Below are 25,125 nucleotides of genomic sequence, written 5' to 3'. Positions count from 1 at the left end.
CGCGACGACCCAGAACATGGGGAGCATAAATGACCCGCACCCGTAAGCTCGCAGGCCACATCGCGTTCGTTGGGGCCGGCCCCGGCGACCCCGGCCTGTTGACCCGCCGGGCGCACGACGCTCTGGTCGACGCGGACCAGGTGGTGTACGACCGTGGCGTCCCGGAAACGCTGCTCGCCGCGGTCCGCGCGAACGCGAAGGCAGATGCCCAGCTCAGCCCGGCCGAAGGGGCTCCCGGCGACGTGGCCAAGGTGTTGATCTCGGCTGCCCGTTCCGGGCAGGCGGCGGTCCGACTGGTCTGTGGCGACCCGTTCGGCCACCACGGCGTGGTCACCGAGGTGCAGGCGGTGGCCCGCACCGCGGTGCCGTTCGAGGTGGTGCCCGGGGTCAGCCAGGCCGAGGGCGTGGCCAGCTACGCCGGAGTCCCACTACCTGGCGTGCGTACGGTGGCCGACGTCGACGACATCGCGAACCTTGACTTCGAGGCGCTGGCCGCCGCGATCGGCCGGGGTTCGCTCGCGCTGGCGGTGGACGCCGGCGAGCTCGCCGCGGCGCGTGACGGGCTGCTCGCCGCCGGGGTCGACGGCACCACGTCGGTCGCGGTGACCGGGGACGGCACCGGTGAGACCCAGTACACCACCACCTCGAGCGTGGACAGTTTCGTGGCCGCCGCTCTCGGCTTCACCGGCCGGGTGGTGCTCACCATCGGTGCCGGCGTGACCGAGCGCGACAAGCTCAGCTGGTGGGAGAACCGGCCGCTGTACGGCTGGAAGGTCCTGGTGCCGCGGACCAAGGAGCAGGCCGGCGTGATGAGCGCCCAACTGCGCGCCTACGGCGCCATCCCGTGCGAGGTGCCGACCATCGCGGTCGAGCCGCCGCGTACCCCGGCGCAGATGGAACGGGCGGTCAAGGGCCTGGTCGACGGCCGGTACGCGTGGGTCGTGTTCACCTCGGTCAACGCGGTGCGGGCGGTCTGGGAGAAGTTCGCCGAACACGGACTGGACGCCCGCCACTTCGGCGGCGTCAAGATCGCCTGCATCGGTGAGGCGACCGCCGATGCGGTCCGCGACTTCGGTATCCAGCCTGAGCTGGTTCCTGGGGGCGAACAGTCCTCCGAAGGACTGCTCGCCGAGTTCTCCCCGCACGACGAGATCCTCGACCCGGTCGGCCGGGTGCTGCTGCCCCGCGCCGACATCGCCACCGAGACCCTGGCGGCCGGGCTGACCGAACGTGGCTGGGAGGTCGACGACGTCACCGCGTACCGGACCGTGCGGGCCGCGCCGCCGCCGGCCGAGATCCGTGACGCGATCAAGTCCGGCGGCTTCGACGCGGTGCTGTTCACCTCGTCGTCGACCGTACGGAACCTGGTCGGCATCGCCGGCAAGCCGCACGCTCGGACCGTGGTCGCGGTGATCGGTCCGAAGACCGCCGAGACCGCCACCGAGTTTGGTCTGCGCGTCGACGTACAGCCGGCGCACGCGGCGGTCCCGGACCTGGTCGAGGCGCTGGCGGGCTACGCCGTCGAGCTGCGGGAGAAGCTGGTGACGATGCCGGCCAAGCAGCGGCGCGGTTCGAAGGTGCAGGGCCCGACCGCGTTGCGGTTCCGCTGAGCGCGGGGCCTCGCCGAGCCAGGGGAGCACGTCGATGACGTACCCGCAGAGTCGACCACGTCGGCTGCGCCGCACCGCTGCGGTGCGCCGGCTGGTCGAGGAGACCCGGCTGGCTCCGGCGGAGCTGGTGCTGCCGATGTTCGTCAGGGAAGGGCTGGCCGAGCCGCGACCGGTCGCGTCGCTGCCCGGTGTGGTCCAGCACTCCCGTGACTCGCTGCGCAAGGCCGCCGCCGAGGCGGTGGCGGCCGGCGTCGGCGGCATCATGCTGTTCGGTGTGCCGCAGCGCCGGGACGCCACCGGATCCGGCGGCACCGACCCGGACGGCATCCTCAACGTCGCGATCCGGGACGTGGTCGCCGAGGTCGGCGAGGCCACGGTGGTGATGAGCGACCTGTGCCTGGACGAGTTCACCTCGCACGGGCACTGCGGGCTGCTGGCCGCCGACGGCACGGTGGACAACGACGCGACCCTGGACGCGTACGCGGCGATGGCGCTCGCCCAGGCCGAAGCCGGCGCTGACCTGCTGGGCCCGTCGGGAATGATGGACGGCCAGGTCGGGGTGGTCCGTCGGGCGCTGGACGCCGCCGGGCACACCGACACCGCCTTGTTGGCGTACGCGGCCAAGTACGCCTCGGCGTTCTACGGTCCGTTCCGCGACGCGGTGGAGTCGACGCTGGTCGGCGACCGGCGGACGTACCAGCAGGATCCGGCGAACCTGCGGGAGTCGCTGCGCGAGGTCGAGTTGGACGTCGCCGAGGGCGCGGACCTGGTGATGGTCAAGCCGGCGTTGCCCTACCTGGACGTGATCGCGGCGGTCCGGCGGATCGTGCACGTGCCGGTCGCCGCCTACCAGGTCTCCGGCGAGTACGCGATGGTCGAGGCGGCGGCCGCCAACGGCTGGGTGGACCGGGAGCGCGTCATCATGGAGACGTTGACCTCGATCCGCCGTGCCGGTGCCCAGATCATCCTCACCTACTGGGCGGTCGAGGCGGCCGGCGCGCTCAGTTCCTGACCCCGTCTCGTCTCCCGCGTCTCGTCTCCCGCGTCGCCGCCGGGCCCCGCCCGGCGGCGACGCGGGGTCAGTTGCGGACGCCGAGCCGCTGCATCAGGGTGGGGATGTCCGCACCGTAGTCCCACCAGTCCCGATCAGACTGATAGCCGATCTCCGAGTTGATGTGGATGAGCCCTTCGTCGCCCTCGGCGTTCCAGGTCTGCACCTCGGCCAGCTCCGGCTCCGCGGTCCGCAACTCCAGCAGCATCCGGGCCTTGATCGCCCGGTCGATGCCTTGGCCCTGGTGTGCCTGTGCGACGATCGTGTCGTACTGGTCGGCCCGGGTCGGGTGCTGCGCCGGGGCCACCACCTCGGTCAATCCGGCGACCTCGCCGCTGGCCGGATGCCGGGCCAGCACGATGTACGGCTTCATCCCCCGACGATGCAGGCAGCCGAGGCTCTCCTGCAGCCGCTGCGGATCGTAGGAGCTTGGTCGCAGATCCAGGGCGCCGTCCTCGGACTCGTTCTGCTCGGCCTTGGTCCGGGCATACGCCTCCACCAGATCGGCCGGCGGACCGCCCGGATGGAACTCGATCTCGTACCCGGCGGCCGCGTCCTGTGCCATCTTCTCGATCGAGGTCCAGTCCACCGAGGCCAGCCGCAACACGCTGCGGATCTCCCGGAACTGTCGGGCGAACCCCAACGACTCGTAGAATTCGACCGCGCAGGTGCCGCCGATCACCTCCACGCCGACCGAGCTGAACCCTTCGTGGTAGGCCCGGCGGACGGCGAGCGCCAGCAGTTCGCGCCCCAACCCGCTGCGTCGGGCGTCGGGCCGCACCAGGATCTCCAGTACGCCGATGTCACCGAGTAGCAGCACGTTGACGTGCCCGGTGACCTCGGCCGGGCCACCGTCGGTGGTCTCCTTGGCCAACCAGCAGATCCGGCGTACCCCGGACATCGTCTCGGTCAGGTACTCCCGTAGGTGGTTCGGCCGCCACAGCGGGTCCCCCGGAAGATCCGTCCGGAAGACCTCGTTGAGACAGTCCAGCAGAGACGAGATCTCGGCGGACGACGCGGTTCGGGGGTCCCACTCGTGCACCATCACGCGTCTAGCTTGCCGCCAACTGGGCTACAGCGAAAGTGGGCAGCGCATAATTGTGCCCAGGCGATTGCGCTAAGTGCGGCTTCGTACCCCGTACTCGTCGGCCGTGTCGAAGACAGCCTGGGCGTACGGCTGAACGTTGTTGTACGACAGGATGGCGCTCCACCAATCCGATGGGCTGGACAGATTGCGTCCGTTCCGGCACAAGTAGTTAGCGGCGGCGAGGGCGGCGTCATCGATATCCTGTGGATCCGTGGCACCGTCGTTGTCGGCGTCCACCCCGAAATCGGCCCAGGTCGTGGGGATGAACTGCATCGGGCCGACCGCCCGGTCGAGAACCGGGTCATTGTCCAGTCTGCCGTCGTCGGTATCGGCGATCCGTTGGCGCCCGCCCGCTCCGTCCAGCGGAAGTCCGACGATCGGAGGGTCAGCTCGGCCGTCGGTGTCCAATCTCGACCCATTGGCTGTCCCGTGCGTCGACTCGATCATGCCGATGGCGGCGAGGGTCGTCCAGCTCAGGTCGCAGCCCGGGGTCGTGTTGGCCAGTACCAGTTCGGCGTAGCCGTAGGCCTCGAGCGCGACCACTGGAATCGACACCCGGCTCGCCGTCTGCGCCGCCCACGTACTCAGCGCTGACGCCGGCCGGACCGGGCCGGCCGGCGTCAGCGGATCGTCCTGGTCGCCCAGCGGCGGCGGAAGGTTCGGATCGAACAGTTCCGGGTCGGCTGCCGGCGGCAGTTCCGGTACGGCGGTCGTCTCTATCGTCGGCGTAGCGGCGGGGGTCGGCGGGCCAGCGGTCGCCGGGACCAGCACGGCCCCGGCAGTGCCGCTGCCGACGATCAGCGCCAGTAGCAGCAGCCCCGGCACGACGAGCCGGCCGGTCGGCCGCCGACCCCAGGCAACGACCGCCCGGCCAAGTCGCCGTGCGCCGCGTCCGACGGGTCGCAGCCGCGCCGGGTGCAACCAGCTTGCCCGGGACGCGAACGGTGCGTCCATCCGGCGATACGAAGCGGAGGGCTTCAGCCCGGCCGTGCCCGGCTCGGGGTCGGCCGCAGCGGGCTTGGGGCCTGCCGTGCCCGGGTTCGGGTCGCTGTCAGCGGACTCGGCCGCCGCGGTGGTCGTTCGCTGTCGCGGCGCGACCGCCGCCGCCGGCTGCGGCGTCGACCCGTCCGGCGCCTTCTGCGGGTCGGCCTTCTGCGGGTCGGCCGGCTGGGCACCGCCCCCGGTCGGTGCCGCGCCCCCGGCCGGGGGCGCGGCGTCCCGGGCGGGCGCGGGTGCCGCGTCTCCGGCGGGGGTGGGCACCGGCACCCGCGGACGCAACCGGTACGGCTTCGGTGTGCCTTCCCCGTCCTCGACCATGCCGTCGAGTATCACCCATCCGGCCGCGGACGTCAGTTCCCGCCGTACCCTGTTCGCATGCCCCGGTACGAGTATCGCTGTCGCGCCTGTGGCGACACCTTCGAGGTCAACCGTCCGATGACCCAGGCCAGCGCCTCGGCGTCCTGCCCACAGGGTCATTCGGACACAGTCAAGCTGCTCTCCACGGTCGCCCTCACCGGACGCGGTGTCGGCGGCGGGGGAGCGCTGCCGGCCGCTCCACCAGCCGGTGGTGGCGGGTGCTGCGGTGGCGGGTGCGGATGCTGACCGCGTTGCCCGGCTGACCGCGACGTCGGACCGGGCGGAGGTTTCACGGGTGTCGGCACCGATCGCACTGCCGAGTGGCCTGGTCACCTTCATGTTCACCGACATCGAAGGCTCGACCAGACTCGCCCGGCTACTCGGCAGCGACTACCGCCCGGTGCTCAGTGAACACCGACGGTTGGTTCGACACACCTTGTCAGCCAGCGACGGCGCTGAGTTGTTCACCGAAGGGGACTCGTTCTTCGCAGCCTTCGCTGACGCGTCCGCCGCGCTGAACGCCTGCCGGCGTGCCCAGCGGGCGTTGGCCGCGCACCCCTGGCCGGCCCCGGAGGCGGCGCCACGGGTTCGGATGGGGCTGCACACCGGATACGCCGAGCCGGTCGGCGGCGAGTACACCAGCCCCGAGGTGCACCGAGCCGCTCGGATCGCGGCGGCCGCACACGGCGGCCAGGTGCTCTGCTCCGCCACCACCGCGCGGGCAGTCGGACCGCTGCCGGCCGACGTCACGCTGCTCGACCTGGGGCTGTACCGGTTGCGTGGCTTCGATGACCGGGAACGCCTGTACCAACTGATCGCCCCGGGCCTGGAACGGCAGTTCCCGCGGCCCCGTACCGCCGACGCGGCCACCCACAACCTGCCGAACCAGATCAGTTCCTTCGTCGGCCGCCAAGCTGAACGACAAGAGCTTCGGCAACTCGTCACGGCGAACCGGCTGGTCACCGTGGTCGGTGCCGGTGGTGCCGGCAAGACCAGACTGGCGGTGGAGGTCGCGACCGAACCAGGTGGACGGCCGCGGGCCGTGGCCGTCCCGGTGAGCCGCGACGCCGGCCGGTTGGTCGAGCGGCATCCGGACGGCGTCTGGTTCGTCGACGTCGCCACCGTCACCGATCCCGGCCTGGTCGCGTTCGCCATTGCCGCCGTGTTCGGCCTGCGACCGGAGCCGGGTCGGCCGATCCTGGAGACCGTCGTCGAGTACGTCGCCGCCCGGCGGCTGCTCCTGGTGCTCGACACCTGTGACGCCCAGCCCACCGCCTGCGCCGAGGTGATCACCCGGCTGCTCACCGGGAGTCGGCAGGCGCGGGTGTTGGCGACCAGCCGGGAGCCGCTGGGGGTGCCCGGCGAGGTGGTCTGGCGGATCCCGCCGTTGTCCGCGGAGCCGGGCCCGGCCGGTGGGCCGAGCGACGCGGTCGCGTTGTTGCTGGACCGGACGGTGGCAGCGCGCGGTGGCCGGCTGCCGGATCCGGCCGAGTCCGCGCAACTGCACCGGGTGGCGGCCCGGCTCGACGGCCTGCCCCTGGCGATCGAGCTGGCCGCGGCCCGGCTGCGGGTGCTCTCGGTGGCGCAGCTGGCCGAGCGCCTCGACGACGTGCTCGGCGTGTTGGACGCGGGCCAGGAGGAGCCGGTCGGGGCGGACCGGATCGCCGGGCGTCGGCACTGCACTCTGCAGGCCACCGTCACCTGGTCCTACCGGACCCTGGCCCCCCGGGCCGCCCGGCTGCTGCGCTGGATGTCGGTCTTCGCGGGTCCGGTCGACCTGGGCACGGTGCAATGGTTGCTCGACGACGATCCACTCGGCCCGCTCGCGGTGCTGGTCGACAAGTCGATGCTCCAGGCCGAACCGGCGGCGGGCGCCACCAGCTACCGGATGCTCGATCCGATCCGGGCGTACGCGGCGCGTCGGCTGGCCGACGTCGGCGAGGAGCAGGCCGCCCGGGACCGGCACGTGGCCTGGGCGCTACATGCGCTCCAGCGGGCGTACCTCGGGCCGGACGGGCAGCCGGTGACCCTGTCGCTGTATGCCCTCGATCCGCTCGCCGACGAGCTGCGTGCCGCCTTGCGGTGGAGCGCCACCGGCGGCAGCGCCCGGCGCGGGCTGCAACTGGCCAGCGGGCTGAACCAGTGGTGGCGCGAGCGTGGGTTGGCCCGGGAGGGTCGGCTCTGGCTGTTCCGGCTGTACGGGCGGATTGCCGAGACCGGCGAGATGATTCCGGAGGCGGAGCTGGCTGCGGCGTACCACCTGCACTCGCAGCACGCCGGTGCGGACGGTGAGTTCGGCGAGGAGCTGCGGTTCTCGCACCGCGCCGAAGCGGCTGCCCGGCGGGCCGGCGACGCGGGGCTGCTCGCCCGGGTGCTGGCCGGTCGGGGAGCGTCGCTGATCGACCTCGGGCAGTTCGCCGAGGCGGAGCAGGTGTGCCGGGAGGTGATCGGTTGGGCGGCGGCCAACGGCGCGGTCGGTGACGCCCTGTTCGCCGTCTACAGCCTCGCCGAGCTGCTCTGTCGGCGCGGCGCGTTGGACGAGGCGGCGGAGGTGCTGGCGAACGCCCGGCCGGTGGAGGCGGCCCGGCCGGCGGAGCGGGGCCGGCGCACCGTCGACATGCTGCTCGGCATGGTGGCGCTGGCTCGTCGGGACCTGGTCGCCGCGCACGACCACCTGGTGGTCGCGCTGCGGTCCCGGATGCGGTACGGCTTCCACCGGCGGGCCTGCGACACGTTGAACGCGATGGCGGTCCGGTGCGCGCTCGGTGGGGATCCGACGACTGCGGCCCGGCTGTTCGGGGGTGCTCAGGCGACCCGGGCCGCGCTGCGCAGCACCGCCGGGATGTTCGATGGCTACTGGACGCAGGAGCAGGACAACCTCCGGGCGGCGATCGGGGACGCCGCGTTCGATGCCGGCTACGCCGAGGGTAGCCGGATGAGTCTGGTCGAGGCGGCGGCGTTGGCGCTCGCGGTGGAGCATCCGGATCTGGCCGCCGGTGTCCGCTGGTTCGTCGACGAGTCCGCTGGGGTGGGCGGCGACGGCGGTGGGCCCGGCCCCGGGTGACCGAACCCGTCCCCCCGGCAGGTGACCTGGTGCGGGCCTGGTCGGGTGCCCCGGGCAAGCGGGGCCGGCGGGCGGCCGGGGGCGGGCGGCCGGGGGGAGCGGGCCGGGCGGTGCCGTCACTCGGCGGTGACCACCTGCGGACCGGCGGGCATCAGCTGTGCGGCGCGGGCCAGGTCGGCCGAGTCGACCACCGGCGCGCCGAAGATCTTGACCGCCTGGTAGTACGTCCATGCGAGGCTCAGGCAGGCCGGTCGCACCACACCGTTGTAGGTGGCGCAGACCCGCTTGAGGTCTTCGTAGAAGGCGTTGTCCACCCGTGCCTTGTTGGCCGGGAACTGGCCGGCAGCCCGGTAGTTGCGGTAGCCGAAGTCGTGCCGCTGGCAGGAGAGCCGGAACGAGAAGCCGAGCGGGTTGTCCGGGCTGGACGAGCAGTAGTCGGTGGACCAGTCGAACTGGTAGGCGGCCCAGGATCCCTGGTTGAGCCGGGCCGAGTTCCAGGCGTTGTAGCTGCTGGCGGTGGTCTGGGTGAAGCTGGACAGGACGGCGGGCTTGTCTGCGGGGACGGCGGTGGCCGGCCCGGCGAACCCGATGGTACTGGCCAGGCCGAGGAACGTGGCGGTGAGCAGGATGGCCAGGCGACGGTGCATCGGATACCTCCGGTGGACGATCCATCATGTGGCGTCGAGGATGCTTGTTACCGATGGGTCACAAGCGTGTCCACAGTCTTGCGGCATCAGCTACCGTCGATCTTTAGTTCACCGGATCTTTCGTCAACCACTGCGTAAACGGACGAGTCCGGCACTGCATCCGTGGTAGTCGATGTCCACCTCAGCCCACGGCGTTCGCACCCCCTCCGGGTAGCGCGGACACCCGAACCAGGGCCACCACCCGACCGCTGCCGCCGCCGTCGGCGCCGACCGATCGGCCGATGATCCACACCCACTGGTTGTCGTAATAGGCTGACAGATCGGGTCGAAGCTGTTCCACCTGGAGGATCAGTGTGTGTCGGCCGTATCGCCAGTCTTCCTTGTCTAGTCGCAGAACCGTCCCGGGTGCGATCGCTGGAATGGTGGTCGGATGTGACGGCTTCACGGGCGGGCTCCGGGAGTGGCGGGTGAACGGGTCGCCGGGGAAGCATCAACAACGCTGCGTCCCGATGCAATGTCTCTAAGCAAGATTTGAACCGACGGGATACGACTGTCTCAACTCCGGACGCACCTGCGGCTTGGTGTTGTCCAGCCGACCCGGTTCAACCGAGGCCAAACGGCTATGTTGTGGGCGTGTACGGGGACATGAAAGTGAGGGCGAGTCGGCGGTGATTCACTTTCCTGCCGTACGCCAGGGGCCGCTGAAGGCGTTGAGCGTGCGCCTGTTCGCCGCGGTCGCGCTGGTGTTCGCCGTGGTGGGCGTGGTCTACCTTGACCGTGAGGGCTACCGCGACGTCAACGAGGACGGCATCTCCCTGCTGGACTGCTTCTACTACGCGGTGGTCAGCCTCTCCACCACCGGGTACGGCGACATCGCCCCGATCAGCGACAGCGCCCGGCTGGTCAACGTTCTGATCATCACGCCGGCCAGGGTGGTGTTCCTGATCATCCTGGTCGGTACCACCCTGGAAGTGCTCACCGAGCAGTACCGGACCAACCTTCGACTGACCCGGTGGAGAAGGAAAGTGAAGGACCACGTCATCATCTGCGGCTACGGCACCAAGGGCCGCAGCGCCGTGTCCGCCCTGCTGGAGAACGGCTTCGACAAGCAGCACATCGTCGTCGTCGAGAGCAGCGGCATCGCACTACGGCAGGCCACCGCGGCCGGCCTGGTCGCCGTCGAAGGATCGGCGACCCGTTCGTCGGTCCTCAACGAGGCGCACGTCAAGCACGCCAAGGCGGTGATCATCGCGACCGACAGTGACGACGCGTCCGTCCTGGTCACCCTGACCGCCCGCCAGTTGACCGCCGGCAAGGTACGGATCATCGCCGCCGCCCGGGAAGCCGAGAACGCCCCGCTGTTGCGGCAGAGCGGAGCACACCACGTGATCGTGTCGTCGGCCACCGCTGGCCGACTGCTCGGCCTGTCGACCTCCGCGCCGCCACTGATCGACGTGGTGGAGGATCTGCTGACCCCGGGGCAGGGCATGGCGTTGGCGATGCGCTCGGCCACTCGCGACGAGGTCGGGCTCCCACCCCGTCAGTTGACCAACCTGGTGATCGCGCTGATCCGGCGGGGCCGCGTCGTGTCGCTCGCCGAGCCCGACAGTATCCAGATCGAGACCGGTGACCTGCTGGTCTATGTCCGGGACGACCGCACCTCGGCAGGTAGCCCGTCGGTGGCCGGCTGACCCGCCCCGGCCACGGGCTGACCCGGGCGGACCCGCCCCGGCCACGGGCTGACCCGGTACCGGACCCGGGCGGACCCGGGCGGACCCGCCCCGGCCGACCAGCTGGCGCCGCCCGGCCGGTCGGTCAGTCGATGGTCCAGGTGTCGCCGCTGCTCAGCAGCCCGGCCAGTTGCTCCTCCGGGGTGCCCTCGGCTTTCGTCTTCGCCTCGGCCATCTGAGCCTGGATCAGGCTGTCGTAGCTGGGCCGTTCGACGCTGCGGAACACCCCGATCGGGGTGTTCCGCAGGTCGGCGGCGGGTAGCCGGGACAACGCGAACGCGTACGCCGGTTCGGCGATGGTCGCGTCGTGGACCACGATGTCGTCGGTCGGTACGGACGCGGTCTCGACGACCTCCAGACCGAAGCCGCCCGGCGGGTGAACCACGCAGAACTGCCCGTCGGCACCGAAGGTGATCGGCTTGCCGTGCTCCAGCCGGATCACGAAGTCGTCCCGGGTCGCCGGCTCCTTGAGCTGCTCGAAGGCACCGTCGTTGAAGATGTTGCAGTTCTGGTAGATCTCCACGAAGGCTGAGCCCTGATGCTCGGCCGCCGCCCGCAGCACCGACTGCAGATGCTTACGGTCCGAATCGATGGTCCGGGCGACGAACGTCGCCTCGGCACCCAGCGCCAGCGACAGCGGGTTGAACGGTGAGTCCGCCGAGCCGACCGGCGTCGACTTGGTGATCTTGCCGATCTCGGAGGTCGGCGAGTACTGGCCCTTGGTCAACCCGTAGATCCGGTTGTTGAACAGCAGGATCTTCAGGTTGACGTTGCGGCGTAGCGCGTGGATCAGATGGTTGCCGCCGATCGACAGGGCGTCACCGTCACCGGTGACCACCCACACCGACAGATCCGGCCGCGACACCGACAGGCCGGTGGCGATCGCCGGCGCCCGACCGTGGATCGAGTGCATGCCGTACGTGTTCATGTAGTACGGGAAGCGGGACGAGCAGCCGATACCGGAGACGAAGACGGTCCGCTCCCGGGCGATGTTCAGCTCCGGCATGAACGACTGCACCGCGGCCAGGATCGCGTAGTCGCCGCAGCCAGGGCACCAGCGCACCTCCTGGTCGGACTTGAAGTCCTTGGCGGTCAGCTTGAGCGCCACCGGCGTACCAGCGCCGGAGCGTCCGTTGGGGGCGGACTCAGACATTCTTCACGACCTCTTCCAGCATGGTCTCCAGCTCGGTGGCGGTGAACGGCAGCCCACGGACCTGGTTGTAGCCGATCGCGTCGACCAGGTAGCGGGCCCGGATCACATGCGCCAACTGACCCAGGTTCATCTCCGGGATCACCACCCGGTCGTAGGAGCCCAGCACCTCACCGAGGTTCGCCGGCAGCGGCGCCAGATGACGCAGATGCGTCTGGGCGATCGACAGTCCGCGCTGACGCAACGCCCGGCAGGCGGCGCCGATCGGTCCGTACGTCGAACCCCAGCCCAGCACCAGCGTCCGGGCATCGCCGTCCGGGTCCTCGACCTCGACGTCCGGCACCGGGATGGTGTCGATGCGCGCCTGCCGGGTGCGCACCATGAAGTCGTGGTTGGCCGGATCGTAGGAGATGTCACCGGTCTTGTCGGCCTTCTCCAGACCGCCGATCCGGTGCTCCAGCCCCGGGGTACCGGGGATCGCCCACGGCCGCGCCAACGTCTGCGGGTCCCGCAGGTACGGCAGGAAGGTCTTGCCGTCGACGTCGTTGGGGGCGGTGGCGAACTCGACCTGCAGGTCGGGCAGGGAGTCGACGTCCGGCAGCAGCCACGGCTCCGAGCCGTTGGCCACGTAGTTGTCCGACAGCAGCAGCACCGGCGTGCGGTAGGTCAACGCGATCCGGGCCGCCTCGATCGCGGCGTGGAAGCAGTCCGACGGCGATCGGGGCGCGATCACCGCGACCGGTGCCTCGCCGTGCCGGCCGAACAACGCCATGTTCAGGTCGGCCTGCTCGGTCTTGGTCGGCAGCCCGGTCGACGGCCCGGCCCGCTGCACGTCCACGACCACCAACGGCAGCTCCAACGCCACCGCCAGGGAGATCGTCTCCCCCTTGAGCGCGACACCCGGCCCGGACGTCGTGGTGATACCGAGCGCGCCACCGTAGGAGGCGCCGAGCGCCGCGCCGATAGCGGCGATCTCGTCCTCGGCCTGCATGGTGATCACGCCGAACCGCTTGTGCTTGCTCAACTCGTGCAGGATGTCCGACGCGGGGGTGATCGGGTAGGCACCGAGGAACACCGGCAGCTTCGCCCGGACCCCGGCCGCGACCAGACCCAGCGACAGCGCCGCGTTGCCGGTGATGTTGCGGTAGGTCCCCGGTCGCATCCGGGCCGGCTTCACCTCGTAGCGGACCGAGAAGTCCTCGGTCGTCTCGCCGAAGTTCCAGCCAGCCTTGAACGCGGCGATGTTGGCCGCGACCAGGTCCGGGCGCTTGGCGAACTTGCGCTCCAGGAACCGGATCGTCGAGGCGTACGGCCGCGAGTACATCCACGACAGCAGACCGAGCGCGAACATGTTCTTCGCCCGCTCGGCGTCCTTCTTGGAGACGGCCAACTCGGCGAGGGCACCGATGGTCATCGACGTCAACGCCACCGGGTGCAGGGCGTAACCGTCGAGGGAACCGTCTTCCAACGGGCTGACGGCGTAGCCGACCTTCGCCAGGTTGCGCCGGGTGAACTCGTCGGTGTTGACGATGATGTCCGCGCCGCGGGGCAGATCACCCAGGTTGGCCTTCAACGCGGCCGGGTTCATCGCGACGAGGACGTTCGGCGAATCACCCGGGGTGAGGATGTCGTAGTCGGCGAAGTGCACCTGGAAGCTGGAGACCCCCGGCAACGTGCCGGCGGGTGCCCGGATCTCGGCGGGGAAGTTCGGTAACGTCGAGATGTCGTTACCGAGCTGAGCGGTCTCCGAGGTGAACCGGTCACCGGTCAGCTGCATACCATCACCGGAGTCGCCAGCGAAACGGATGACCACCCGATCCAGTTGACGGACCTGCTTGGCCACGTGAGCTGACCTCCTCGTTTCCTGCCGGCGGTGCGAACCTTGCCGTCGCGCGTCGGCTGTTGCCCGGTGAGTGGCGCGGGTGCGCCGGTGCCGCGGTGCGGCTGCTGCCGGGTGCCAGGGTAAGGGCGTCCTAACCATGCTCGCACCTTCGACAAAGCCTACGTCGAATCGTGTCGGAAACCCGGCTCGGGTCCGCCGGGTGGGACTCGAATCACCCGGTAAGCTGCCGAGCATGCAGGGCTACCTTGGGTCGTACGCGACGCTGGGGCTGCTGCTGGTGGTGAGCGTGGCGTTCTTCGTCGTCGCGTACGGGGCCAACCGGCTACTGCGGCCGGCCCGACCGGCGGACCCGGTGGGCAAGCGGGCAAGCTACGAGTGCGGTCTCGACCCGGTCGGCGGCGACTGGGCCCAGGCCCAGATCCGCTACTACGTGTACGCCTTCCTCTACGTGCTCTTCGCGGTGGAAGCCGTGTTCCTGTTCCCCTGGGCGGTGATCTTCGATCGTCCCGGGTTCGGTCTGGTGACGGTCGCCGAGATGGGGATCTTCGTGGCGGTCCTGGCGTTGGGCATCCTCTACGCCTGGCGCAAGAACGTGCTCCGCTGGACCTGAGCGCCGGCAGACGGCGTCAGGCCAGCGCACGGCGGGACACCGCCGGCGGCCGGTCGCCACGGACCGACGCGACCATGTCCAGCACCCGCCGGGTGGCCGCCACCTGATGGGCGCGGAACACCCGGGCACCCAGCCAGGCCGAGACCGCGGTCGCCGCAAGGGTGCCTTCCAGTCGCTGGTCGACCGGAAGATCGAGGGCCTCGCCGATGAAGTCCTTGTTGGACAGCGCAACCAGCACCGGCCAGCCGGTGTCGACCAGTTCGTCGAGCCGTCGGGTCACCTCCAGCGAATGCCGGGTGTTCTTGCCGAAATCGTGCGCCGGGTCGATGAGCACCCCGTCCGGGCGCACGCCCAGCCCGACCGCCCGTTCGGCGAGCCCGGTCACGGTCCGTACCACGTCGGCGACGACGTCGTCGAACGCCGCCCGGTGCGGCCGGGTCCGTGGCGTGGTGCCCCCGGTGTGTGAGCAGAGCAGCCCGGCACCGGTCGCCGCCGCGACCTCGGCGAGCCGGGGGTCGGCCCCGGCCCAGGTGTCGTTGAGCAGGTCGGCCCCGGCCGCGACCGCCGCCCGGGCCACCTCCGCCCGCCAGGTGTCGATCGAGATGACCAGGTCGGGGAAGGCCGCGCGGACCGCCGCGATGGTGCCGACCGTACGGTCGATCTCGGCGGACACGTCGACCGGGGCACCAGGACCGGCCTTCACCCCGCCGATGTCGACGATGTCCGCTCCGTCGGCGACGGCCTGCCCGACTGCGCGCAGCGCGGCGTCGGCGGCGAACGTGGCACCCCGGTCGAAGAACGAATCGGGCGTACGGTTCACGATCGCCATCACCGCGAGGTCGCCGGCCGCGAACGTTCGACGCCCGAGCCGTAGCGTGCGCGCCATCCGTGTCCTCCTGTTTTGCGGTCCGGCAGCTGGGTCTGGTCGCTCCGGCAGGTGAGGTTAGCCCTTGCTCCGGCCGGCCGAACACGACGGAATCCGGTCGGGACCCCGGGGCGGACGACTCGCCGTCGGGGGGTCGCCCTCGACGCGCCGACATGTCACGATTCGGTGATGGATCAGTTTCTCCTCGTTCTGGTCGCCGCGCTGACGGTTGCCGCCGTCGTCTTCGGGGTCACCGTCCTGGTCACCGGCAACGACCCGGGCCTGGTGCCGGCCGAACCGGACGGCCGGGCGGTTCCGTTGCCCGGCACCCGACCGCTGCTGGAGCGGGACGTCACCCGGGTACGTTTCGACACCGCCCTGCGGGGTTACCGGATGGCGCAGGTCGACCAGGCGCTGCGCCGCGCCGCGTACGACATCGGATACAAGGACGAGCTGATCGAGGTGCTGCAGGCGGAGGTGGCGGCGTTGCGCGACGGGCGGATCGAGGACGCCGACCTGCTCAGCCGAACCCGCGACGCCGCGCTGGTCGCCGGGGCCGACCCGAGCGGCGGGCAGCCGGGCGGGGGCGAGCCGGTGATCGAGGTCGGTACGGTGTCGCCGACGGTCGAGGTCGGTACGGTGTCGCCGACGGTCGAGGTCGGGTCCGCGCAACCGGAGACCGCGTCGCAGCCGGCACCTGAGCGGTTGGACGGGGCAACCAGGTGAGTACCCCGGACGACACCGAGGCCGCGACTCCCGGCTCCGGCGAGGTGACGGCGACGGTCATCGTCCGGGCGCCGGCCGCGAGGGTGTTCGCCGCCTTCACCGCCTGGGAACGGCAGTCCGACTGGATCCCGTTCACCGAGGTGAAGGTCGTCTCCGGAGACGGCGGCGAGGGCAGCCTGATCGTCGCGGTCACCGCCGTCGGCCCGGTCGCGCTGCGCGACGAGATGCGGGTCGTACGGCTGGACGCCCCGTACGAGGTCCGGGTCGTGCACTGCGGCACCCTGCTGCGCGGGCCGGGGGTGCTCCGCTGCACCCAGATGGACCACGACCGCACCCAGGTCGTCTGGCACGAGTGGTTCCACCTGCCCGGTGGGGTTGCCGGCCGGGTCGCCTGGCCGCTGCTCTGGCCGGGCTCGAAGGTGAGCTTCACCCAGGCGCTGAAGAAGTTCGGCCGGCTGGTCGAGGCCGGGGCGCTGCCATGACCGGGCCGGGGAAGCCGCCGGCTGAGCCGTCCCCGCCGCCGACCGGGCTCAGCGTCGGGGTGGACGGGCTGGCCAGGTGCACCTGGGGGGCCGGGTCCGACGAGTACCGCCGCTATCACGACCAGGAGTGGGGCCGCGCGGTACGCGGCGACGACGCGCTCTTCGAGCGGCTCGCACTGGAAGCCTTTCAGTCGGGGCTGTCCTGGCTGACGATCCTGCGCAAGCGGGCCGCGTTCCGGGCCGCGTTCGACGGTTTCCAGATCGCGAAGGTCGCCGGGTACGGCGACGGCGACGTCGAACGGCTGCTCGCCGACGCCGGCATCGTGCGGAACCGGTCCAAGATCGAAGCGGCGGTGGCGAACGCACGGGCCGCGCTCGACCTGCCCACCAGCCTGACCGAGCTGCTCTGGTCGTACGCCCCGCCGCCGCGCCCCGCCCGGCCGGCGTCGATGGCCGAGGTGCCGGCGGTGACCCCCGGGTCGGCCTCGATGGCCAAGGCGCTGAAGCGGCACGGTTTCCGGTTCGTCGGGCCGACGACGGCGTACGCGTTGATGCAGGCGACCGGCATGGTCGACGACCACGTCGCCGGCTGCCACGTGGCACCACCGGTCGGTGCCTGACCCACAGCGGGTGCCGGCCGGCATGATGGGATGTGAGGATGCGCGACGACATCAGCCGACCCGACCGGCCGCCGGCCGGGACCAGCCCGGTCAGTGCCGAAACCGGTGCCTGGGCGGTGGTGATCCCCACCTCGCGGTACGAGGCGGAGCGGCTGTTCCATCACGACGCCCTGGAGCTGACCGGCCTGGACGGCCGCGCCCGCCCCGCGTTCGGCGCGCCGGTGCTCATCGTCACCGACGGCGACCAGCCGTTGGTGGTCGCGTTGGGCCGGGTCGGTGCCGCCGCCGGCGGCGAGGAGGGCGGCGAGACCCGGGCCGGCGAACCCGAGCCGCTGGTGGTGCACTACACCTGCCGGGCCTTCGACGACCCGGTGCCGGCGGCGTCGCTCACGTTGACCGGTCCGGTGACCGCCGTCGACGTGGCCACCTACCGGGCGCTCGCCGGGCAGCTCGCCCCGACCGGTGACCGCCGGACCTGGCTGGTCAGCCTCGACCTGCCGATCGAGGCACCGACGGCGGCGGAAGCGGTCCGGTTGTTCTGGTCGTACGTGCGGGACCTGGGTCCGCGTGAGCTGCCCACCTTCGTGTACCCGTCCGGTGACGAACTGGCCATGCAGGCCTTCGTGCTCGGAGCGGAGGCGAACCAGGACCCGGAGGAGGACGACTGACTCCGGTGCCCGGACCGGCGTCAGCGGTCGTCCGTCGGTGGTCGTCCGTCAGCGGCCGTCGAAGACCGGGCGCTGCTTGGCGACGAACGCGGCCGTGGCCTGCCGGTGGTCGACGGTGCCTCCGCAGATCTCCTGCGCCTGCTCCTCGGCGGCCAGTGCCTCGGCGAGGGTGCCGGACGCGCCGACCGCCAGCTGGCGTTTGATCGCCCCGTACGCGACGGTCGGCCCGGCGGCCAGCCGTTCGGCCAGCTGCTGAGCGACCGGGAGAATCTGGTCGTCGTCGTCGACCAACTGGCTGAGTAGACCGATGCGGTGCGCCTCGGCCGCCGGCACCGGCTGTGCCAGCAGCATCAGCTCGACCGCCTTCGGGTAGCCGACCAGCCGGGGCAGCGCCCAGGACGCGCCGGTGTCGGCCGCCAGGCCGACGTTGGCGAACGCCATCAGGAAGCTGGTCCGTGGCCCGCCGATGCGAAAGTCGGCCAGCATGGCGAGGGAGGCGCCGGCCCCGGCGGCGGTGCCCCGGACGGCGGCGATCACCGGCTTGGGCAGCCCGGCCAGCCTGGTGGCGATTGGGTGGTAGTGCTCCCGTACGGTCACCAGTGGATCGGTGGTGCCCGATTCCAGCGTCTCCACGTGCTCACGCAGGTCCTGCCCGACGCAGAACGCCCGCCCGGCGCCGGTGAGCACCACCGCCCGGCAGCGCTGGTCGGCCGCCAGGTCGGCCAGCGCCTCCCGTAGCGACTCCTTGAGCGTGACGTCGAGCGAGTTGAGCGATTCCGGACGGTGCAGGGTCAGCGTCACGACCGCACCGTTGCGGTCGACGAGTAGCGACTCGGTCACGACTGGGCTCCTTCTTTTTCTCTGGCCGGTTTCGGTGTCGCCGGTCAACGACGGTTGCCGTCGCGGTGTCCGCCGCCGACCCGGTGGCCGCTGTCGCGCTCTCCTCCGGTCAGACACGCGTCGACGTACCGGTCGGCGGCGGGCCGTAGCCGGGCGGCGTGCCGGTCGAAGAACGACGCGGCGCTCGTGCCGGGCCAGCGCTCGGGCAGCAGCGCCGGTGGCAGTTGGGGATCGCGGAACAGGAATCCGCGCCAGGCGTGCACCAGCCGGAACCGGGCCGCGTAGGCCTCCTCGTCGGTACTGCGTATCGTCACGCGGGCGAGCATGGGGCGTTGTTCGGCGACGAACCGCTCGTATGCCTGACCGATCTCCGTCAGGTCCCAGGCCCGCCGGACCAATGCGGCCGCGCCAGTGGTGCCGGCGGCGTGGGTCGCGACGAACCGCTCACAGCGGATGCCGGAGTCGGTGAGTAGGGCGTCGACCTCGCTGGCCGACCGGGTCGCCACCCAGGTGTGTTCGTCCAGCATTCCGTAGCCGAGGTAGCTGAGGTTGGCGCAGAGCCGCTGCCGTTCCCGGCGCGCGGCGGGGGCGTCGAGCACCAGCAGGTCGAACTTGCCGTCCCAGGAGACCCGGCCGGTGCGGTAGATTCGGGCGGCGGCCTCGTCCAATCTGCGGGCGGCCTTGGCTGTCAGAAGATAGCCGGGGCCGGCGGCCAGCCGGGACGGGTGCAACCAGCCCTGCCGCACCATCCGGGACACCGCGGTGCGTACCGCCGGCGGCGCGATTCCGAGCGGTGCCAGCAGCTTGACCAGGGCAGCTACGGGCGCACGACCACCACGGGACCGTAGGTGGTCGCCGAACAGGTCGAAGAGCGCCGACCGTGCCTGCATGACCGCACATTGTGACAGCCCACTTCAAGATAAGCTAGACGCTGTCACAGCTTTGTGGGCTCGGTTTGGGTCCGGCGGTGTTCATCAGGGAAAATCGTTGGTCGGCACCGTGGCAGTGGCGTGCGGTGAGACTGACGAGGTGGCTGGGGTACCCCCAGCGGCCCTGGGGCAAGTCTGAGGGGAGACAACATGGCGGCGATGAAGCCGCGGACGGGCGACGGTCCGCTGGAGGTCACCAAGGAGGGCCGGGGCATCGTCATGCGGGTTCCGCTGGAGGGCGGTGGCCGACTCGTCGTCGAGATGACGCCGGACGAGGCCAACGCGCTCGGTGACGCGCTGAAAGTGGCCGCAGGCTGATCGAGCCGGGCCCGGGGGCGAGGCAGGCCCACGGGTCGACATAGCGACGGTTGACGAGTCCGCCGGTCCGGTCCCCACCGGATCGGCGGACTCGGTACGCCGTGGGCAGGACCCATTTCGTCTCAGGAGGTAACCCCGGCGTGTTCGCCATCCGTCTGTCGGTGGAGCCGGTCGCCGCCGAAACTGTCGTGCTGCCTGTCGAGCCGGCGGCCGGTTCAGCCGGTGTCCGGATCGGCGCGGTGCCGGATCAGTTGCCGGTCGACGGCGACCGCCACGAGTTGGCAGCCGAGGCGGCGGCGTTGGCCGACCGGGCCGGCCATGCCGGCGGCGCGGGTGAGATCCACGTTCTGCACCGGCCGAGAAGTACCCCGTACCGGGTGATCCTGGTCGGTGTCGGCGCCGCCGACGAGGCCGGCTGGCGGGCGGCGGGTGCCGCGGTCGGCGCGATGGCCCGGGGCGAGGCGCCCGTGGCCGAGCCCTACCTGGTCGCCGTCGCGGCGACCGGCGGCCCGGCCGCCGTACGCGGGTTCGCCGAGGGATGCTGGTTGGCCGGCTACCGGTTCACCCTGGATGCTCCCGGCGTCGTGGGCGGCACCGCCGAGTCGGATCCGTCGATCCTGCTCACCCACCCGCCGACCGCCGAGGCGCGGCAGGCGCTGCGGCTCGCCCGGGTGACCGCCGAGGCGACCTGCCTGGCCCGCGATCTGACGAACATGCCGTCGTCGGTCAAGAACCCGGCCTGGTTCGCCGATCGGGTGGCCGGCCTGGCGGCCGAGCGCCCCGGGTTGACCGTGACCGTCCGAGGCCCCCGCGAGCTCGCCGACGAGGGGTTCGACGCGCTGCTCGCGGTCGGTGCCGGCTCGGCGTCGGGTCCTCGCCTGGTCGAGATCGACTGGGCACCGGCGGACGCGCGTCGACACGTGGTGCTCGTCGGCAAGGGCATCACCTTCGACACCGGCGGCGTCTCGATCAAGTCGGTGGACGGGATGAAGCTGATGCGCAAGGACATGGGCGGGGCCGCCGCGGTGGTAGCCACCGTGCTAGCCGCCGCCGACCTGGCGCTGCCGGTACGGCTGACGGTGCTGGCACCGCTCGCCGAGAACATGGTCAGTGGCGCCGCGTTCCGCCCGGGTGACGTCATCCGCCACTTCGGCGGACGCACCAGCGAGACCACCAACTCCGACGCCGAGGGCCGGCTGGTGCTGGCCGACGCGATCAGTTACGCGGTCAGCCGGTACTCGCCGGACCTCCTTGTCGATCTGGCCACCCTGACCGGGGCGAACGCGATCGCCCTGGGTCGACGCACGGCGGCGCTCTACGGCGACGACGACGGTCTCGTCGGTGAGCTGCTCGCTGCGTCGGCGGCCGCGGGTGAACGCAGCTGGCGGATGCCGCTGCACCCCGACTACGTCGAGTATCTCGGCAGCGAGATCGCGGATCTGTTCAGCGCGCCGGACCTCGGGGCCAGTTCGGTGGTGGCCGCGCTCTATCTGCGCGAGTTCACCGGCGCCTTGCGCGGGCGCTGGGCGCACTTCGACATGTCCGTCCCGTCCTGGTCCGACGCCGACCACGAGGAGTTGACCAGGGGTGCGACCGGCTGGGGAGTCCGGACGCTGGTGCGTTGGCTGGCGTGATCGGCCGATGCTCAGCGGCGAACGGCTGCCAGCAGACCGTCGCCGGCCGGCAGCAGCGCGGGAACCCACTCGTCGGCTTCCCGGATCGCCTTGACCACCTCACGGATGGTCACGGTTTCGGCGTCCCGGGCGGCCGGATCGCCGATCCGGCCGCCGGCCAGCGCACCGTTGACCGCCAGAATGCCACCGGGACGCAGCAGCCGCAGCGCGGCATCGACGATGGCGCCGATCTCGGCGCTGTCGCCGTCGACGAACACCATGTCGTACACCGAATCCGCCAGCCGGGGCAGTACGTCGAGCGCCCGACCGGTGATGATCCGAGTACGCGAGGCGGCGAATCCCGCCTCGGCGAAGATCCGCCGGGCCATCCGCTGGTGTTCGTTCTCCACGTCGATGGTGGTCAGTACGCCGTCGGGACGCATCCCACGCAGCAGCCAGATGCCACTGACCCCGGTGCCGGTGCCGATCTCGACCACCGCGCGGGCGCTGCCGGCCGCCGCGAGCAGCCGCAACGCGGCTCCGGCGTCGGCGGTCACCGCGCGCAGACCGATCTCCTCAGCCAAGCTGTGGGCGGTACGCAGAACCAGGTCCTCGGCGGCGTAGCCGGCGACGAACTGGAGGGCCTGGGGTGCCGTGGTCCAGGCAGGGGGTCGGGCGACCGGGGTGATGGCGTACCTCCAGCGGGGGGTCGGGCGGTGGTTGCCGGTACGAGCCTAGATCGCCGCCGTCCGACGGGCCGACCGGGCACCGTCGCACACCGCCCTTCGGCGACCACTGAAGGTTCTTCGATTATCCGTGCAATCCTGGACACGGAGCGATGTCGTCGATCGGACGGGCGTTGTCGCGCTGGGACGGACTGGGGAGGCAACCGTGACCGACGGCGGTAACTGGCGTCGAGCCGACGGGACGACGCCGCCGGGGCACCAGCCGCCGGTCGGCGGTTGGACCGGCTCGTCCGCTGCCGGACAGCCCTCGATGTACGGCCCGACACCGGGTTCGCCGTGGTGGTCCGACGCGTTACGGGACCCGTGGCGGGACCCGTACGCGCCGTCGGCGGTGGTGGTCGAGGCGCCGTCGGCGGTGGCCCGTGGCGCGGCCGCCGGGCCCGAGCCGGTCGCCGGGGCGGACACCGCCGCCCGTCGGGGATTCGCCCCGATCGTGCTGGTGTCGGTGATCACCGCGCTGCTGGCCGGGAGTCTCGGCGGAGCGCTGGGCTTCGCGTTCGCGGTACGGGGCGGTGTCGCCGGTGGTGGAGCGACGTTGGGGTCCGCGCCGCTGGACCCTCCGGGGCTCGCGCAGCGGCCGGCCGACTCGTTCGCCGGCGTGGCGCAGCGGGTGCTGCCGAGCGTGGTCACCGTGCAGGTGGGCGGTGCGGGTGGGCAGAGCGTCGGATCGGGTTTCGTCGCCACCGCCGACGGCTACGTGATCACCAACGACCATGTCGTGGGGGTCGGGGCCAGGGAAGCGCTGGTGCTGTTCAGCAACGGGACCACGGCGCGCGCAACGATCGTCGGGCAGGATCCCGAGTCCGACATCGCGGTGATCAAGGTCGACCGGACCGGGCTGACCCCGGTCGAGTTCGGCGACTCCGACGCGATCGCGGTCGGCGATCCGGTGCTGGCCTTCGGCTCTCCGCTGGCGTTGACCAACACGGTCACCTCGGGGATCGTCAGCGCGCTGGACCGGACGATCCGGGCGGGGGAGCCGGGCGGCCAGCTGCGCTACTACGCGGCGATCCAGACCGATGCCGCCGTCAACCAGGGCAACTCGGGTGGGCCGTTGGTGGACGGGGCGGGGCGGGTGATCGGGGTCAACTCGGTCATCAAGTCGCTGGCGGCCGACGAGGAGACCGCCGGCAACATCGGCCTGGCGTTCGCTATTCCGATCAACCACGCGAAGCGGATCACCCAGGACATCATCGACACCGGAACGGCCCGGCGGACGGTCTTCGGCGCGAACGTGACCGATGCGGCCGGCACCCCGGGTGCCGGCGTACGGCTGGGTGAGGTGGTCGCCGACGGCCCGGCCGCCGACGCGGGCCTGCGTGCCGGTGACGTGGTGCTGCGGATCGACGGCCGGCCGTTGGACCAGGCGGTGGACCTGATCGCGCTGGTACGCAAGTACGCGCCAGGTTCGGTGGTGGCGGTCGACTACCGCCGTGGCACCGAGAACCTGTCGGCCTCGGTGACGTTGGCGGCCGACGCCAAGTAACACCCGGTCGGGCCTCCCCGGTAGGCCCCCGACGTGCGTACTCTTGCCTTCGACGGCGGCGAGGGAGGCCCGGAGCATGTTCGACAACCTCAACTGGTGGGAGATCGGTCTGATCCTGCTGGTCGCCCTGCTGATCTTCGGCGACCGGCTGCCGCAGATGATCTCCGACGGCCTGCGGATGGTGCGCAACCTGCGCAACATGGCCCGCAACGCCACCTCAGACCTGAGCCGCGAGCTCGGCACCGACATCCAGCTCGAGGACCTGCACCCGAAGGCGTTCATCCGCAAGCACCTGCTCAGCGAGGAGGACGAGGTCGCGCTGCGCAAGCCGCTGCAGGGGATGTACGACGACCTGCGTACCGACGTCGGTGGCGTCCGGGACGAGCTGCGGGACGTCGCCGCCTCGGCGAATCCGCGCAGCTCCGCGGCGAAGCCATCGGTGCCTGCGGCTCGGCCCGCCAGCGCCCCGGCCGCGCCTGCCGCCCCGGCTGTCCGCTCGGTCGACGTCGACGCGACCTGAGCCTGCGGCTCAGCGGCCGGCGGGGCGCAGGCCCAGCGGCTTGCCCAGCAGTGACTCACGGCGGACCGCCAGCCGGTCGGCGACCGCGTTGAGCGCCTTGGCCGCCGGCGCGGCCGGCTCGGCCAGCACGATCGGGGTGCCCCGGTCGCCGGTCTCCCGCACCCGGGTGTCCAGTGGGATCTGCCCGAGCAACGGCACCTGGGCGCCGATGGTACGGGTCAGCGACTCGGCGACCGCCGTGCCGCCGCCGCTGCCGAAGATCTCCATCCGTTCACCGGTGGGCAGCTCGAGCCAGGACATGTTCTCCACCACGCCGACCAGCCGCTGATGGGTCTGCAGCGCGATCGCGCCGGCGCGTTCGGCGACCTCGGCGGCGGCCGCCTGCGGGGTGGTCACCACCAGGATCTCGGCGTTGGGCAGCAGCTGCGCCAGTGAGATGGCCACGTCGCCGGTGCCCGGTGGCAGGTCCAGCAGCAGCACGTCCAACTCGCCCCAGTAGACGTCGGCGAGGAACTGCTGCAACGCCCGGTGCAGCATCGGACCGCGCCATACCACGGCGGCGTTGCCGGCGGTGAACATGCCGATCGAGATGACCTTCACGCCGTGCGCCTGGGGCGGCATGATCATCTCTTCGACCCGGGTCGGCCGGTCGTCCGTGCCGAGCATCCGTGGCACTGAATGTCCGTATATGTCCGCGTCGATCACCCCGACCGAGAGGCCCCGCGCGGCCAACGCAGCGGCCAGGTTCACCGTCACGCTGGACTTGCCGACGCCGCCCTTGCCGCTGGCCACCGCGTACACCCGGGTCCGGGACCCGGGCTGGGCGAACGGGATCACCGGCTCGGCGCCCGCACTGCCCCCGCGCAACTGCTCCTGCAACGACTTGCGCTGCTCCTGGCTCATCACCCCGAAGTCGATCTCGACACCGCTGACCCCGGGCACCCGACTCACCGCCTCGGTGATGTCGGTACGCAACTTGTCCTTCAACGGGCAGCCGGCGACGGTCAACAGCAGCTCCACCCGTACCCGGCCATCGGCATCGACCACGGCGGACCGCACCATGCCGAGCTCGGTGATGGGACGGCGGATCTCCGGGTCGTCGACCGTGGCCAGGGCGGCGTTGACGGCTTCGCTGATGGTGCTGGTCGGTGCGGACATGCCCGC

General features: G+C 71.4%; 24 protein-coding genes. 14 read left to right on the top strand and 10 right to left on the bottom strand.

The genetic code is table 11. The annotated features are described in order from the left end of the window. Nucleotides 1-29 precede the first annotated feature (29 nt). Nucleotides 30-1,610, top strand: a complete 1,581-nt coding sequence (locus ACFHVL_RS03865) for a uroporphyrinogen-III synthase (RefSeq protein WP_416625577.1) — start codon at nucleotides 30-32, stop codon at nucleotides 1,608-1,610. 34 nt (nucleotides 1,611-1,644) lie between these two features. Next, nucleotides 1,645-2,622 (top strand): porphobilinogen synthase, encoded by a 978-nt coding sequence (gene hemB / locus ACFHVL_RS03860; protein ID WP_416625575.1) that lies wholly within the window; start codon nucleotides 1,645-1,647, stop codon nucleotides 2,620-2,622. 67 nt (nucleotides 2,623-2,689) lie between these two features. On the opposite strand, the gene ACFHVL_RS03855 is transcribed toward hemB, so the two are convergent. Continuing rightward, nucleotides 2,690-3,706, bottom strand: coding sequence for a GNAT family N-acetyltransferase (locus tag ACFHVL_RS03855; RefSeq protein WP_416625683.1), 1,017 nt, complete (start codon nucleotides 3,704-3,706; stop codon nucleotides 2,690-2,692). A gap of 72 nt (nucleotides 3,707-3,778) precedes the next feature. Next, nucleotides 3,779-5,065 carry a lytic murein transglycosylase gene (locus ACFHVL_RS03850; protein ID WP_416625573.1) on the bottom strand — a complete coding sequence of 429 codons (1,287 nt, stop codon included), beginning with the start codon at nucleotides 5,063-5,065 and terminating at the stop codon, nucleotides 3,779-3,781. A 57-nt stretch (nucleotides 5,066-5,122) separates the two neighbouring features. Between ACFHVL_RS03850 and ACFHVL_RS03845 the strand changes: the two genes are divergently transcribed. Beyond that, complete coding sequence (locus tag ACFHVL_RS03845) at nucleotides 5,123-5,350, top strand: zinc ribbon domain-containing protein (protein WP_326549572.1); 228 nt, start codon at nucleotides 5,123-5,125, stop codon at nucleotides 5,348-5,350. A gap of 49 nt (nucleotides 5,351-5,399) precedes the next feature. Further along, complete coding sequence (locus ACFHVL_RS03840; protein ID WP_416625572.1) at nucleotides 5,400-8,168, top strand: ATP-binding protein; 2,769 nt, start codon at nucleotides 5,400-5,402, stop codon at nucleotides 8,166-8,168. Between the two features lie 116 nt (nucleotides 8,169-8,284). Here ACFHVL_RS03840 and ACFHVL_RS03835 read toward each other — a convergent pair whose 3' ends face one another. After that, on the bottom strand, nucleotides 8,285-8,815 hold the full coding sequence (locus ACFHVL_RS03835) for a phospholipase (RefSeq protein WP_416625570.1): 531 nt from the start codon (nucleotides 8,813-8,815) through the stop codon (nucleotides 8,285-8,287). Between the two features lie 668 nt (nucleotides 8,816-9,483). Here ACFHVL_RS03835 and ACFHVL_RS03830 point away from each other — a divergent pair. Further along, nucleotides 9,484-10,506: a potassium channel family protein gene (locus ACFHVL_RS03830; protein WP_416625568.1), complete on the top strand. Its 1,023-nt coding sequence runs from the start codon at nucleotides 9,484-9,486 to the stop codon at nucleotides 10,504-10,506. Nucleotides 10,507-10,630: 124 nt separating this feature from the next. On the opposite strand, the gene ACFHVL_RS03825 is transcribed toward ACFHVL_RS03830, so the two are convergent. Then, a complete protein-coding gene (locus ACFHVL_RS03825; protein WP_416625566.1) occupies nucleotides 10,631-11,698 on the bottom strand; it encodes a 2-oxoacid:ferredoxin oxidoreductase subunit beta in 1,068 nt (355 codons plus the stop codon). After that, a complete protein-coding gene (locus ACFHVL_RS03820; protein ID WP_416625564.1) occupies nucleotides 11,691-13,538 on the bottom strand; it encodes a 2-oxoacid:acceptor oxidoreductase subunit alpha in 1,848 nt (615 codons plus the stop codon). The genes ACFHVL_RS03825 and ACFHVL_RS03820 overlap by 8 nt, the downstream gene beginning before the upstream one ends. Before the next feature lie 232 nt (nucleotides 13,539-13,770). Between ACFHVL_RS03820 and ACFHVL_RS03815 the strand changes: the two genes are divergently transcribed. Further along, entirely contained in the window at nucleotides 13,771-14,148 is a 378-nt protein-coding gene (locus tag ACFHVL_RS03815) for an NADH-quinone oxidoreductase subunit A (protein ID WP_416625562.1), read from the top strand. Between the two features lie 16 nt (nucleotides 14,149-14,164). Here the strand turns inward: ACFHVL_RS03815 and folP are convergent, their stop codons facing one another. After that, nucleotides 14,165-15,034: a dihydropteroate synthase gene (gene folP / locus ACFHVL_RS03810; RefSeq protein WP_416625560.1), complete on the bottom strand. Its 870-nt coding sequence runs from the start codon at nucleotides 15,032-15,034 to the stop codon at nucleotides 14,165-14,167. A 168-nt stretch (nucleotides 15,035-15,202) separates the two neighbouring features. Here folP and ACFHVL_RS03805 point away from each other — a divergent pair, with 168 nt between their 5' ends. The 4 genes from ACFHVL_RS03805 to ACFHVL_RS03790 are packed head-to-tail and all read left to right on the top strand — an operon-like array spanning nucleotide 15,203 to nucleotide 17,509. Continuing rightward, nucleotides 15,203-15,739 carry a DivIVA domain-containing protein gene (locus tag ACFHVL_RS03805; protein ID WP_416625558.1) on the top strand — a complete coding sequence of 179 codons (537 nt, stop codon included), beginning with the start codon at nucleotides 15,203-15,205 and terminating at the stop codon, nucleotides 15,737-15,739. Beyond that, nucleotides 15,736-16,221 carry an SRPBCC family protein gene (locus ACFHVL_RS03800; protein WP_416625556.1) on the top strand — a complete coding sequence of 162 codons (486 nt, stop codon included), beginning with the start codon at nucleotides 15,736-15,738 and terminating at the stop codon, nucleotides 16,219-16,221. Before ACFHVL_RS03805 ends, ACFHVL_RS03800 begins: the two co-directional genes overlap by 4 nt. After that, nucleotides 16,218-16,841, top strand: coding sequence for a DNA-3-methyladenine glycosylase I (locus tag ACFHVL_RS03795; protein ID WP_416625554.1), 624 nt, complete (start codon nucleotides 16,218-16,220; stop codon nucleotides 16,839-16,841). The genes ACFHVL_RS03800 and ACFHVL_RS03795 overlap by 4 nt, the downstream gene beginning before the upstream one ends. A gap of 38 nt (nucleotides 16,842-16,879) precedes the next feature. Continuing rightward, nucleotides 16,880-17,509 (top strand): hypothetical protein, encoded by a 630-nt coding sequence (locus ACFHVL_RS03790; protein ID WP_416625552.1) that lies wholly within the window; start codon nucleotides 16,880-16,882, stop codon nucleotides 17,507-17,509. Between the two features lie 48 nt (nucleotides 17,510-17,557). Here the strand turns inward: ACFHVL_RS03790 and ACFHVL_RS03785 are convergent, their stop codons facing one another. After that, the gene (locus ACFHVL_RS03785; protein WP_416625550.1) at nucleotides 17,558-18,349 is read right to left on the bottom strand and encodes an enoyl-CoA hydratase-related protein; all 792 of its coding nucleotides are present in this window, start codon (nucleotides 18,347-18,349) and stop codon (nucleotides 17,558-17,560) included. A gap of 44 nt (nucleotides 18,350-18,393) precedes the next feature. Beyond that, nucleotides 18,394-19,239 carry a PaaX family transcriptional regulator C-terminal domain-containing protein gene (locus tag ACFHVL_RS03780; protein WP_416625549.1) on the bottom strand — a complete coding sequence of 282 codons (846 nt, stop codon included), beginning with the start codon at nucleotides 19,237-19,239 and terminating at the stop codon, nucleotides 18,394-18,396. A 189-nt stretch (nucleotides 19,240-19,428) separates the two neighbouring features. Between ACFHVL_RS03780 and ACFHVL_RS03775 the strand changes: the two genes are divergently transcribed. Together ACFHVL_RS03775 and ACFHVL_RS03770 are read left to right on the top strand one after the other, a co-directional pair. Next, the gene (locus ACFHVL_RS03775) at nucleotides 19,429-19,596 is read left to right on the top strand and encodes a DUF3117 domain-containing protein (RefSeq protein WP_416625547.1); all 168 of its coding nucleotides are present in this window, start codon (nucleotides 19,429-19,431) and stop codon (nucleotides 19,594-19,596) included. Nucleotides 19,597-19,736: 140 nt separating this feature from the next. Next, nucleotides 19,737-21,230 carry a leucyl aminopeptidase family protein gene (locus ACFHVL_RS03770; RefSeq protein WP_416625545.1) on the top strand — a complete coding sequence of 498 codons (1,494 nt, stop codon included), beginning with the start codon at nucleotides 19,737-19,739 and terminating at the stop codon, nucleotides 21,228-21,230. A gap of 11 nt (nucleotides 21,231-21,241) precedes the next feature. On the opposite strand, the gene ACFHVL_RS03765 is transcribed toward ACFHVL_RS03770, so the two are convergent. Beyond that, nucleotides 21,242-21,817, bottom strand: coding sequence for an O-methyltransferase (locus ACFHVL_RS03765; RefSeq protein ID WP_416625682.1), 576 nt, complete (start codon nucleotides 21,815-21,817; stop codon nucleotides 21,242-21,244). A gap of 283 nt (nucleotides 21,818-22,100) precedes the next feature. Here ACFHVL_RS03765 and ACFHVL_RS03760 point away from each other — a divergent pair, with 283 nt between their 5' ends. Then, nucleotides 22,101-23,441, top strand: coding sequence for a trypsin-like peptidase domain-containing protein (locus ACFHVL_RS03760; RefSeq protein ID WP_416625543.1), 1,341 nt, complete (start codon nucleotides 22,101-22,103; stop codon nucleotides 23,439-23,441). A 76-nt stretch (nucleotides 23,442-23,517) separates the two neighbouring features. Then, nucleotides 23,518-23,961, top strand: coding sequence for a preprotein translocase subunit TatB (locus tag ACFHVL_RS03755; RefSeq protein ID WP_416625541.1), 444 nt, complete (start codon nucleotides 23,518-23,520; stop codon nucleotides 23,959-23,961). 9 nt (nucleotides 23,962-23,970) lie between these two features. Here ACFHVL_RS03755 and ACFHVL_RS03750 read toward each other — a convergent pair whose 3' ends face one another. After that, complete coding sequence (locus ACFHVL_RS03750; protein ID WP_416625539.1) at nucleotides 23,971-25,119, bottom strand: P-loop NTPase; 1,149 nt, start codon at nucleotides 25,117-25,119, stop codon at nucleotides 23,971-23,973. Between the last annotated feature and the right edge of the window lie 6 nt (nucleotides 25,120-25,125).

Origin of the sequence: Micromonospora sp. LOL_023, from assembly GCF_048060115.1 — a bacterium.
Taxonomy (GTDB): Bacteria; Actinomycetota; Actinomycetes; order Mycobacteriales; family Micromonosporaceae; genus Micromonospora_E.
The sequence above is the reverse complement of the archived record's forward strand: the minus strand, read 5'-3'. Positions and strand labels throughout refer to the sequence as shown.